Origin of the sequence: Nonlabens sp. YIK11 (genome assembly GCF_001413925.1) — a bacterium.
Lineage (GTDB): Bacteria > Bacteroidota > Bacteroidia > Flavobacteriales > Flavobacteriaceae > Nonlabens.
In genome coordinates, this window is the sequence record NZ_LBMJ01000001.1 from 2,560,317 (window position 1) to 2,572,647 (window position 12,331).

8 protein-coding genes are annotated in these 12,331 nt (G+C 41.2%); 7 read left to right on the top strand and 1 reads right to left on the bottom strand.

The window, feature by feature from the left end; translation table 11 throughout:
• Position 1: 1 nt before the first annotated feature.
• Positions 2-1,060, top strand: coding sequence for a nucleoid-associated protein (locus AAU57_RS11605; protein WP_055413066.1), 1,059 nt, complete (start codon positions 2-4; stop codon positions 1,058-1,060).
• Here the strand turns inward: AAU57_RS11605 and AAU57_RS11610 are convergent, their stop codons facing one another.
• Positions 1,061-2,119: a hypothetical protein gene (locus AAU57_RS11610; RefSeq protein WP_055413067.1), complete on the bottom strand. Its 1,059-nt coding sequence runs from the start codon at positions 2,117-2,119 to the stop codon at positions 1,061-1,063.
• A 57-nt stretch (positions 2,120-2,176) separates the two neighbouring features.
• On the opposite strand from AAU57_RS11610, the gene AAU57_RS11615 reads away from it, so the two are divergent.
• From AAU57_RS11615 to AAU57_RS11640, 6 genes are all read left to right on the top strand, one after another.
• The gene (locus AAU57_RS11615; RefSeq protein ID WP_055413068.1) at positions 2,177-3,070 is read left to right on the top strand and encodes an ABC transporter ATP-binding protein; all 894 of its coding nucleotides are present in this window, start codon (positions 2,177-2,179) and stop codon (positions 3,068-3,070) included.
• Between the two features lie 11 nt (positions 3,071-3,081).
• Positions 3,082-3,924 carry an ABC transporter permease gene (locus tag AAU57_RS11620; protein ID WP_055413069.1) on the top strand — a complete coding sequence of 281 codons (843 nt, stop codon included), beginning with the start codon at positions 3,082-3,084 and terminating at the stop codon, positions 3,922-3,924.
• A gap of 23 nt (positions 3,925-3,947) precedes the next feature.
• Entirely contained in the window at positions 3,948-7,226 is a 3,279-nt protein-coding gene (locus AAU57_RS11625) for a T9SS type B sorting domain-containing protein (RefSeq protein ID WP_156340132.1), read from the top strand.
• 27 nt (positions 7,227-7,253) lie between these two features.
• A complete protein-coding gene (locus tag AAU57_RS11630; protein WP_055413070.1) occupies positions 7,254-9,305 on the top strand; it encodes a gliding motility-associated C-terminal domain-containing protein in 2,052 nt (683 codons plus the stop codon).
• Between the two features lie 153 nt (positions 9,306-9,458).
• A complete protein-coding gene (locus AAU57_RS11635; protein WP_055413071.1) occupies positions 9,459-9,917 on the top strand; it encodes a MarR family winged helix-turn-helix transcriptional regulator in 459 nt (152 codons plus the stop codon).
• A 2-nt stretch (positions 9,918-9,919) separates the two neighbouring features.
• Complete coding sequence (locus tag AAU57_RS11640; protein WP_055413072.1) at positions 9,920-12,328, top strand: 3-hydroxyacyl-CoA dehydrogenase/enoyl-CoA hydratase family protein; 2,409 nt, start codon at positions 9,920-9,922, stop codon at positions 12,326-12,328.
• Positions 12,329-12,331: the final 3 nt, after the last annotated feature.

The following is a 12,331-nucleotide window of genomic DNA, read 5'->3' on the forward strand; positions in this document are numbered from 1 at the left end:
CATGATCAACCTATATAATACTAGAATCGAAGACCTTGCGATCCATCGCGTGGGAAACAAGAATAAAGGTGAGATGTTGCTCACTTCCAGCAACAGTACACCGCTCGATGACGAGATGCACTCGCTGCTCAAGGAGTATTTCTTGAAACCCTTTCGTTCTAAAGAAGAGGCTTACTATAGTTTTCATCATGAAGAAGACCTAGAGTTTCATGAGATGTTCGCTTTCGCGAAAGCGATATTCTCCACACCAGCAACCTTATTGGACAACTCAAAAAAGATTGCGAAACACTTGTACCAGCAGTCTGTACATCCACACATAAGAAGCGGTGAGGTCTACGTTTGTCACTTAACTAACGTGATGCTAGACAACAATAAGGTTGATGCCATAGGTATTTTCAAGAGCGAGATCAAGCAGGATTTTCTGCAATTTGAGGAAACCGAAACCGATCTTAAAATGATCCTCAAACAAGGCGTTAACCTGAACAAACTGGATAAAGGCGCCATCATTTTTAATGTGGAGCAAGAAAACGGATTCAAGATTCTAAGCGTGGATTCCAATCGTTATGATGCAAAATACTGGCTGGATGACTTTTTGGGCGTGGACGTATTTGAGGATGAGAACTTCTTCACAAAAAAGTATTTGAAATTTTGCCAGGATTTTGCAAAAGACGTCGTCCTTCCTGCCGAGGATAAAAAGGAAGAAGTGATGTTCATGAATCGTGCAGTCAATCACTTTGCAAAAAACGACACCTTTGAAGAGTCTGCCTTTTTGAACGACACTTTTGAAAATCCAGATCTCATCCCGGAATTTAAACACTATAAAGTCGAGAAAGGTCCTAAGTATAGTATTGAGGACGTTTCCAACTTCCCTATTTCAAATACAGCGGTAAGTGCTGCCCGCAAAGGCATTAAGAGTGTTATCAACCTAGACACACACGTGCAAATCAAAATGGACTTTACCAATAGCGACAGTGCCGAGAAATTTGTGGAAAAAGGATGGGATGAAGAACGACAGATGTACTACTACCTCGTCTATTTTAACCGTGAAGAGAAGAAGTAACTACAGCTCGTTAGCATAGTTACGTCTCACAAATTCCAACGCGGTATTAAGAACTGATCCCATGTTGCGACAGTTTTTGAACTTGACATCACCGGTAAAATCTAGCAGCTCTCTTTTGAGTTCTTTGAGCTTATCGTTAGAGCTCAAGTGGTCTGCTCGCATACATTTAAGCAGCGCCTTGTAACGAGATTGTGTGTTGATCAATCGCTTTGCAATAAGGGCTCTTTCTTCCTTTTTATACTGTTCAATGCTTTCGTTTTTGAGGCATTCTGCTACGTTCATGACCATAGGCACGTTTTCTTTAAAAAACTGTGGCCGGTACACTTTAAGCCTGCCTTCATAACTCTGCTGGTCAAAATCAATAGCTCGTATCGCATAACTAACTCGGTCAAAGTCGTGTGTTGGAATAATGACATAATTATAGGCGCGCATATCACCCAACAAACGTATGAGACAGCGCTCGTTGAATTTCACAAATTCCTTGGCTATTTGCGTGCGTTCTTGATGGCTACAGGCTTCTAGATAATCCTCGATGAATTCATCGCCAGGAATACCTGCAATATGTTCTTCTATCAATGTATCCCTATTCACCAAAAAATTGATACGGTGTGGTGAGAGCAAGTGTTCCAACTCAAGACCGTAGATCCTAGAGGCATCTGCCTTTTTCACGTAGAAATAGGTATGACCGTCATTCAAAATGTTCCTGATCTTAATCCTAAATGGTTTGGTATTGCCAAAGGTGCAGTAGTCCACCGCATCGACCGTAAGGAAATCCTGTGACTGATCGCGACCATCACTGTGCAATACATCGTATATATGTTTGAGATCACGATCGATGTGTTCGCGCTCATGATCAGAATAATAGCAACGTACCCATAAGGTATCATCGTCATTGTTATCGTACACGGTCACCGCACCTTGAAAGCGTAAAAGGTCATCATAGGAAACCGTGATTCTCGATTCTCTATTGTATTTTTTCAAATAATCCTTAAGCTTTTGATGTACTGGAAATGTGGGCTTTTTTCTTGATAAGAGCTTATCATCGTGAACTTCATTCATTCGTGTCGTAACGTTTTGCGATTATTTTAGTCTCATATTACAACAAAAACACCAACTGTGGAAAAAATCCTTGACATTAACCAACTTTCAAAACATTATGGACCTCTTAAGGCGGTCGACAATGTAAGTTTCAAAATAGAAAAAGGTCATGTGTATGGCATTTTGGGTCCTAATGGTAGTGGTAAATCTACAACTCTAGGAATGGTGCTCAACGTGGTCAACCCAACATCTGGAAGCTATTCATGGTTTGAGGGATCGACCAGTAACCATGACGCATTGAAAAAGATAGGCGCGATCATCGAGCGGCCTAATTTTTATCCCAGTATGGATGCGGTGCAAAATCTCAAGCTTGTTTGCAAGATCAAGAACATCTCTACAGATAAAATTGAGGAGAAACTGGAGCTGGTAGATTTGCTTTCGCGAAAGCATAGTCCCTTTAAAACATATTCGTTAGGTATGAAGCAGCGTCTTGCCATCGCGAGTGCATTGCTCAATGATCCTGAAATATTGATTCTTGATGAGCCTACCAATGGGCTGGACCCGCAAGGAATTCGAAAAATACGGGACATCATCCAACACATTGCAGCCCAAGGAACGACAATTTTGCTGGCTTCTCACCTTCTGGACGAAGTTGAAAAAGTTTGCACTCATGTAATTGTACTGCGCAAGGGCATTATGTTGTACTGTGGCCCTGTAGAGGAGATGAACAAAAACTTCGGCTCCATATTAATTGATGCAAAGGATCGTACCGCGCTAGCTGAATTTCTCAAAACGCAAACCTATGCCGGTTCTACAGAAGATACCATGGATGGGTTTGAGGTAAAATTGCTAAGTGACGTGGACACTACAAAAATCAATCAAGATGCCTTTAATGCTGGCATTGTCCTAAGCCGACTCATGTTCAAAAAACAAAGTCTTGAAGATCAATTCATTGAATTAACCAACAACTAAACCAGCCCAGAATGAAGCGTTTACTCGATATAGAATTCCATAAATTTAGATATAGTCGCAGCAGTAAGGTATTGACCACAATATACCTGACTATAGTGGTGTTACTCATGTTCGGTGGCATGATACGCCTTGAGTTCAATGGATTTTCTGGTAGCCTATCTGATTTGGGCATTTTCAACTTCCCGATTGTATGGCACATAAGCACCTACTTTACCAGTTTTTTAAAGATTTTTATTGCGATAGTGATCGTTTCCCTCACTGCCAGTGAATACAGCAATAGAACCATTAAACAAAACTTGATTGATGGATTGAGCAAAAAAGAGCTGGTGCTTTCCAAGTTCTATTTTGTTCTAGTCTTGGCTGTATTGACAACAATCATTGTTTTTGTGGCTTCTCTTATTCTAGGCCTGATATATTCAGATTATAATGAGATAGGCATCATATTCTCTGACATGCAATTTCTAGGTGCTTTCTTTTTAAGCCATTTGATCTTCTTCTGTTTCTGTCTTTTTGCCGGTATATTACTGAAGCGTAGTGCTTTTGCGCTAGGATTTGTATTTGTTTGGTACATCTTTGAAGCGCTACTGAATCTGGGCGCTCGTGGATTGGACTACTATTTCCAATTAAATTCCTTGGAATGGCTGCAGCACATCTTACCGCTCAATGCGATGTCAAATTTGATCAAACAACCATTTACACGCATTAGCCTGATCGATTCTGGTTTGAACCAATTGGGTCAAGGTGAAGTCACTTTTGAGTATGCGGTGGAATGGATTGATGTGGCTTCAGTGATTGTCTGGAGCACCTTGTTCATTTATTGGTCATACTGGTTGATCAAGCGTAGGGATTTATGATGCTTATCCCTTAATTTAGCAACATGATAAAAACACGTTTTGTTTTATTTGTGTTGCTTCTTTTTGCTTCACAAGTTGGCTTTGCGCAGTTAGAGGCTGCGAACTGGTATTTTGGTGATAGAGCTGGAATTCGCTTTGATCCTGAAACAGGAGAAGTGTCAGCTGTTTCAGATGGTCGGCTGCAAACAGATGAAGGCTGTTCTACAATATCAGATACGGATGGTAACCTTTTATTTTATACAGATGGGATTTTAGTTTACAACCGTAACCACAACATCATGCAAAATGGTACTGGTTTGAGGGGAAACCCATCTAGCGCTCAAAGCGGTATAATCATACCCAAACCTGGAGATCCTAACATTTATTACATATTTACTGTAGACACCAGACTTCAAAACTCCACACCTACAGGAATGCATTATTACGAGGTCGATTTGACCCTTGACGGTGGTTTGGGCGCTGTTACCACAGATGTATCAAACCCACCTAATCTACTACGAGATTGTTCAGAAAAAATTGCTGCGATAGGCGCAGATAATGGTGAGGATATTTTTGTGGTTGCCTATGCTAATGCTATTCCCGCTCTACCAACAAATTTTGACACATTTTATGTGTATACCGTTAGCTCAACAGGACTGGATCTTACACCTATAAAAAGTACTTTTCCTCAGAAAATAAGCGGCAGAAGAGGAAATTTGAAGTTTTCCTCAGATGGTTCAAAATTAGTTTGCGCTAATATGCAAGACGGAACCAACCTTTACGATTTTGATAATATTACTGGTGTCGTTTCCAATGAACGAGTGCTTACATTACCTTTTCCTAATTATGCTGGCTACGGTGTTGAGTTCTCTCCCAATAATGATCTTCTATATGTTTCTGCTTCCAATGACTTTAATGGTCAAGGTTCAGAGGATCCCTTTAACCATACTTCTAGTGTCTATCAATTTGATTTGACTAGACCCAATATTGCCGAAATCAACAACAGTAGATTCTCTCTATACTCTGGACTAGGTTATAGAGGCGCTTTACAATTAGGGATTAATGGTAAGATCTATAGAGCGTTGTCTGCCACCTATAATGATGGAGTACCGTTTTTAGGAGTCATCAACAATCCTGATATTAGAGGTGCTGGCGCTGATTACCGACATGACGCCATACCTCTAAACGGAAGAAGATCACGTCAAGGACTACCACCTTTTATTCAAAGTTTTTTTGCGACCATCGATGTTGAAAATGTATGTCTAGGCGATGACACCATGTTTTCTTTTGAATCAGATGTGACACCTACCTCTGTTCTTTGGGAATTCGGTGATGGTAATTCATCCACCTTGGAAACATCAAGCAATCAATACAGCGCCGCAGGCATTTATCAAGTTACCTTAACATTAGATTTTTCAGGAGCGGTGAGAAAGTTTTTTAAGCAGATTGAGATTTTTGAATCGCCAGTGGCTAATCCTGTTGATGATATGTTTGCTTGCGATGACAATTTGGACGGCAGCGAGACTTTTGATTTTATCGATGCATCTGATCAGGTACTGAATGGTCAGGATCCGCAAATGTTTGAGGTTACTTATTATCTGAATCAGACCGATGCTGACCAAAAAACAAACCCTATTAATGTTCCATTTACTAGTGATCTTTCTCAACAAGAAATTTTTATTAGAGTCGATAATACATTTAATTCTGAGTGCTACGATACCACATCGTTTCTTATCAATATTTACGATCAGCCTGTAGCAAATCCTGTCTCAGATCTAGAAGAATGTGATGACAATTTTGACGGTATCGAGACTTTTAATCTTGCCGCTCAGAATGCAGGAATTTTAGGATCACAGTCTGCTACAGATTTTACTGTTTCCTATCATTTGAATGCTAACGATGCTGACTTAAATCAAAATCCGTTGCCACTGTCGTACCGCAATACTACTCCTTTTAGACAGACTGTTTTCGCAAGGATTGAGAATATTAGTGAAGCTTCCTGCGCAGCCACAACCAACTTTGAACTAATCGTTGAAGAGCGTCCTGAGGCAATAGATTTTACTGGATTTCAATGTGATGAAGATGGCTTACCAGATCAACGAACCAATTTCAACCTATCCAGTTTTGATGCGAGCATTTCAAACAATGCAAGCAACTTAGAGGTGACATATTATTTAAACGCCACAGATGCCAATAATGACAATAATCGCCTGGACAGCAATGACTATCGCAATCTAACACCGGTACAAACTATAGTGGCTCGTGTCACGAATATCAACACAGGTTGTTTCAACACGGCAAATGTCACTTTGAGAGTAAGTGCTAGCGATGCTCAAGACGCACTATTAGAACAGTGCGATGATGATGGCACGCAGGATGGATTGCGCCTATTTGACCTGACTAACGCCAGCGGCGCTGTTTTGACTAATGCGCCCAGCGATGTTACCGTCAATTATTATTTAAGTGCCAGCGATGCACTGGCAGAGCGTAATGCTCTACCTAGCCAATACACCAATGTGGTTCCTAATAGTCAGATAATCTACGCCAGAGCAGAATCGTCAGATGGAAACTGTTTTGGGATAAGCGAGGTAGAATTAAGAGTTAACGATTTACCACAAGTCGTACCTACTGATTTCCAAGAGTACTGCGGTAACAATCCACAACCTTTGACCATTGATGCTGGACCTTTGCCTGGCGCAACTACAGACTACACCTATGAATGGAGCAATGGCGAGACGACGTATTCCATCGATGTTAGAAATGGCGGTGATTACACGGTGATTATATCTAATGCAAGCAATTGTACCAGTGAACGTATTGTGACAGTGGTCATAAGTGAACCTGCAGCAATCGACAACATTGATGTGATCAATGCAAACGGTGGAACATTCGGGTCGGCGACGGCGGTCGTGAGCGGTTTGGGCGATTATGAGTTTAGAATCGACCCTAATGCTGGATATCAAGACAGTCCTATTTTTGAGAATCTGGAGCCAGGTTTTTACACCTTGTATGTGAATGATAGGAAAGGTTGCGGTGAGACCACAGCAACATTTAGTATAGTGGGATATCCCAGATTCTTCACGCCTAATGGTGATGGATTCAATGATTTCTGGCAACTGGATGGTGTCAATGGCAACTTTGAAGCAGATGCAACGATCTATATATTTGACCGCTTTGGAAAGCTATTGAAACAGTTATCGCCTAGTAGTCCAGGTTGGGACGGAACTTTTAATGGAGAGCCGCTACCATCGACTGATTATTGGTTCAAGGCGACACTTACAGATGGTACAGAGTTTTCGGCAAATTTCTCTCTTAAGAGATAATATCGCCCTTGCAGGCCACTTCTTTTCATGAAAAAAAAGATACTTCCTTATGTGATGTTGCTGTGTTTCGCTTTCGCGAAAGCGCAATTAGAATCATCGCAATGGTTTTTTGGAGAGAATGCAGGAATAGATTTTAGGTCTGGAACCATCACGCCCACCACGATAAGCCAGATGCAAACCGGTGAAGGCTGTGCCACTTTATCAGATGAAGACGGCAACCTGCTATTTTATACCGACGGCTCTACCGTTTACAATAGAAACCATGAGATCATGGTGAATGGAACTGGTTTGAAAGGCAATTCATCCAGCACCAGCAGCGCGGTTGCGGTACCTTTTCCCGAGTCTTCTAACCTGTTTTACATCTTTACCGTGGATACAGACGACCTGGTCTATCGCCTGGCCGAAGGTATGCACTACTCCATCGTGGACATGACACTTGATAACGGCAATGGCGCCATTCTTCAAGATTCTAAAAACACTCAAGTCCTAGAACGAACCTCAGAAAAATTGACAGCTATAGAGAATGGAACCAATACCGGTTACTGGATCATCACCCAATTTGAGGACAAGTTTTATAGCTATGAACTGACTGCATCAGGATTGTCCATGAGCCCAGTAGTTTCCCAAGTTGATCCATTTATTGAGCTTTTGGATTTCTTTATTACCAATGTAGATGTGGCTGCGATGCGTGGCTACATAAAGGTCAATAGCTCTGGAACTAAACTGGCTGCTGCGCATTTTTCCAATAATACACTGGCAGACTTTGACGGAATCACCAGTATTCTCGAGGCTCGCAGCCTGGCTTATGCACAAGGTGGTGAGCTTTATATCTACGATTTTGATAACAATACCGGTGTAGTAAGCAATCCAGTTCCTTTATTGACCAGAGAAGATGAAGGTTCCTATTATGGTATTGAGTTCTCACCAGATGGAAATTACCTCTATGCCGAAGTGGATTACCTGCGACCCTCAACCAGAAGCATTTTTGAATTTGTAGGTGGTGAGATTGCTCAGTTTGATTTAAACGCTACAGATATTGCCGCATCAAAACGAACAATTTACCAAGATCAAAATCAGCTGTTTAGAGGTGCGCTGCAATTGGGTATCGATGGTAAAATCTATCATTCCAGAATCAATCAAAATGCATTAAGCGTTATATCAAACCCCAACGATAATAACATTCCTGTTAATTATGGTTTTAACGAGCAACCCTTGCAGCCAGGCACTTTAAGCGTTTACGGGTTGCCTATTTTTGTTCAAAGTTTTTTTCAAGAATTTGAAATCAAGCTTGAAAATGGTTGCGACGGCGACGCCATTAGTTATAGCCTTGAAACTAATACTCAGGATTATGATGTGGCTTGGGATTTTGGAGATCCTGCATTGGGATCGGCTAATTCAAGTAGCGACCGTGAAGGAACCATTGAGTTTTCATCTGCTGGAAATTATGAAGTCACCGCAGTCGTGTCCACCTTGTTCCAGACCATTACCTTGACCAATACAATTACCATCTATCCTCAAGTACAGATTAATGATCTGGACTTGAACCTAACCGAATGCGATTTAGGACCCAACGCTACATTTTTTGATCTTAGCGGGATCGCAGCTAGCATCAACCCTATTCAAGATCAAAATGTTTCCATTCACGAGACTCGAGATGCTGCGATCGATAATACAAACGCAATCAATGCGACGCTTCCATTTCTGATTGATAGTTCTGAGCAAACCCTTTACGTTAGAGTGGCAAATGAAAACTGCTTTGAGATTGTAGAATTACTATTGACGGTTGTGAAATGTCCCGTTCAGGTATTCAACACGTTAACTCCTAACAACGATGGTGCAAATGATAGCCTTCAAATAAATGGTTTGCGAGACATCTACGATGATTTTAGAATTTCCATTTTTAACCGTTATGGTAGATTGGTCTGGAACGGTGATACGACCACGGCTAATTGGGATGGCACTTCCAATGTTGCAGGAACTAATGGCGATCTTTTACCTGCGGGTACCTATTATTATGTCATCCAACTCAATGATCCAGAGGTGAATGATCCAGCTGGATACATCTATCTTACATACTGAAAAGGCTGTAGTTTTTTCGCTTTCGCGAAAGCGAAAACTCCACATTCACATTTCAAGACACCATCATTTGTAAATCTTTCAATACTGGAGTGCAAATTTTAACATATTTACTATGCATGCATAGTATTTTATGTTATTTTTGGTAGCAGGAATATGAAAAACAAAACGATAGATTATGTGCTGCGTTCTACATGGATGGCTGTGGCCAAAATGTATAACGAGCAAGCAAGCGTGAAGAACAGCACGATGGCTACTGGGTTTGCGCTCATTAGTATTGATCCAGATACGGGAACACCTAGCACTGCTTTAGGGCCCAAAATGGGTATGGAAGCTACTTCTCTATCCAGGACGCTCAAGTCTATGGAAGAAAAAGGATTGATCAAAAGAAGTCGCAATCCAGAAGATGGACGCAGTGTTTTGATCCACCTAACCGATTTTGGGAAAGAGATGCGTGACTTTTCTAAAAATGTCGTTAAAACCTTTGACAACGTGGTCAAGGCAGAAATTCCAGAGGAAAAATTAAGTACCTTTCTAGAGGTTGCCCAGCAGATTAACGAGCTGGTCAACAATAAAAAGGTCTACAATCAAGAACAAGCATTAGTTAAAAAATAAAAATGGGAAAACGCAGAATTAAACATGTAACCGTAATAGGTTCAGGAATTATGGGAAGCGGTATCGCTTGCCATTTTGCTAACATAGGTTGCGAGGTATTATTACTGGATATTGTTCCTAGAGAACTGACAGATAAAGAAAAAGCTCAAGGTCTAACCCTTGAAGATAAACAAGTGCGCAACCGCATGGTGAACGACAACCTTGCCAGCGCTATAAAAAGTAAACCTGCACCACTCTATTCTCCAGAGTTTGCAAACCGCATTTCTACAGGTAATCTAGATGATGATCTTTCTAAGATCAAGAATACAGACTGGATTATTGAAGTTGTTGTAGAACGACTGGATATCAAAAAGTCGGTTTTTGAAAAAATTGAACAGTACCGTGCTAAGGGAACTTTGATTACTTCAAATACTTCTGGTATTCCTATCAAATTTATGAACGAAGGGCGCAGCGAAGATTTCCGTAAGCATTTTGCGGTGACTCACTTTTTTAATCCGCCACGTTATTTAAAGTTATTTGAGGTGGTTCCAGGACCAGACTGTGATCCAGAGGTAACTGATTTCTTGATGCACTATGGTGAGAAATTCTTAGGGAAGACATCTGTCCTTGCTAAGGATACACCAGCGTTTATAGGAAACCGTGTCGGGATTTTCTCTATACAGAGCTTGTTCCACACGGTTAAGGCGATGGGATTGACCGTTTCTGAAGTTGATAAATTGACCGGTCCTGTAATTGGTAGACCCAAATCTGCAACATTTAGAACTGTCGACGTGGTGGGATTAGACACATTAGTTCACGTAGCCAATGGAGTTTATGAAAACGCTCCAGAAGATGAGCATAGAGATATGTTCAAACTACCAACCTTCATCGACACGATGATGCAAAACAAATGGTTGGGTAGTAAATCTGGACAAGGTTTTTACAAGAAAGTAAAAGATAAAGATGGGAACAGCGAGATTCATGGATTGAATCTCGAGACAATGGAATATGAACTGGAACCACGTGCGAAGTTTGCCACGTTGGAGCAGACAAAAACCATTGATAATGTACCAGATCGCTTCCCAGTTTTAATTAAAGGAAAAGATAAAGCAGGTGAATTTTATCGCAAGTCATTTGCAGCCCTGTTTGCCTACGTACAACATAGAATACCAGGAATCTCTGACGAATTGTATCGCATTGATGATGCCATGAGCGCAGGATTTGGTTGGGAAAATGGTCCGTTCGAAATTTGGGATGCCATAGGAGTTCAAAAAGGAATAGATCTCATGAAAGATCTAGGAAAAGAGCCAGCTGCCTGGGTAACTGAAATGTTAGACAAAGGTTTTGATTCATTTTATAAAGTTAAAGATGGCGCTACCTACTACTACTCTATTCCAGATAAGGATTATGTAAAGAAGCCAGGTCAGGACAGCATCATCATTCTGGATAACATTAGACCTTCCAAAGAAATCTGGAGCAATTCTGGTGTTTCCATTCAGGATTTAGGTGATGGTATCATTAATTGTGAGTTCCGTTCAAAGATGAATTCTATTGGCGGTGATGTACTTGCTGGAATCAATAAAGCCATTGATCTTGCGGAGAAAGACTACGATGGATTGGTAGTGGCTAATCAGGGAACCAATTTCTCTGTAGGTGCCAACATTGGAATGATCTTTATGATGGCCGTAGAGCAGGAATATGATGAGCTCAATATGGCTATCAAACAATTCCAGGATACGATGATGCGCATGCGCTACAGTAGTATACCAACGGTGGCCGCTCCACAGCAAATGACTTTAGGTGGTGGTTGTGAATTATCCATGCATGCAGATGCAGTGGTAGCTCACGCGGAAACCTATATTGGATTAGTAGAATTTGGAGTTGGAGTTATTCCTGGTGGTGGTGGATCAAAGGAAATGACCTTGAGAGCTGCCAAAGGATTTGGTAAAGGTGATGTAGAGCTCAACCGCTTGAGAGAATACTTCTTGACTATTGGACAGGCTAAAGTGGCAACCAGTGCCTATGAGGCTTTTGATTTAGGAATCTTAGAGCATGGAAAGGATAAAGTGGTTGTAAATGCATCACACCAGATAGCCGCTGCTAAAGCCGAAGCCAGAATGTTAGCGGATATGGGCTATACCCAACCACCACCTAACAAAAACATCAAAGTTCTTGGACAGCAAGCTTTGGGTATGTTTCTAGTAGGAACAGATGCTATGGAAGCTGGTAAATACATCAGTGAACATGACAAGAAAATTGCCAATAAACTCGCCTACGTAATGGCAGGTGGTAATTTAAGCCAGGCCCAAGAAGTCTCAGAACAATATCTTCTAGATCTTGAAAGAGAAGCCTTCTTGAGTTTGACAGGAGAACGCAAAACATTGGAACGTTTGCAGCACATGTTGCAAAACGGTAAACCACTTAGAAACTAAGAC

Excerpts from the sequence above, each read along its gene's own strand:
- AAU57_RS11605 (WP_055413066.1), top strand. The coding sequence starts at position 2 with ATGATCAACCTATATAATACTAGAATCGAAGACCTTGCGATCCATCGC.
- AAU57_RS11610 (WP_055413067.1), bottom strand. The coding sequence starts at position 2,119 with ATGAATGAAGTTCACGATGATAAGCTCTTATCAAGAAAAAAGCCCACA.
- AAU57_RS11620 (WP_055413069.1), top strand. The coding sequence starts at position 3,082 with ATGAAGCGTTTACTCGATATAGAATTCCATAAATTTAGATATAGTCGC.
- AAU57_RS11625 (WP_156340132.1), top strand. The coding sequence starts at position 3,948 with ATGATAAAAACACGTTTTGTTTTATTTGTGTTGCTTCTTTTTGCTTCA.
- AAU57_RS11630 (WP_055413070.1), top strand. The coding sequence starts at position 7,254 with ATGAAAAAAAAGATACTTCCTTATGTGATGTTGCTGTGTTTCGCTTTC.
- AAU57_RS11635 (WP_055413071.1), top strand. The coding sequence starts at position 9,459 with ATGAAAAACAAAACGATAGATTATGTGCTGCGTTCTACATGGATGGCT.
- AAU57_RS11640 (WP_055413072.1), top strand. The coding sequence starts at position 9,920 with ATGGGAAAACGCAGAATTAAACATGTAACCGTAATAGGTTCAGGAATT.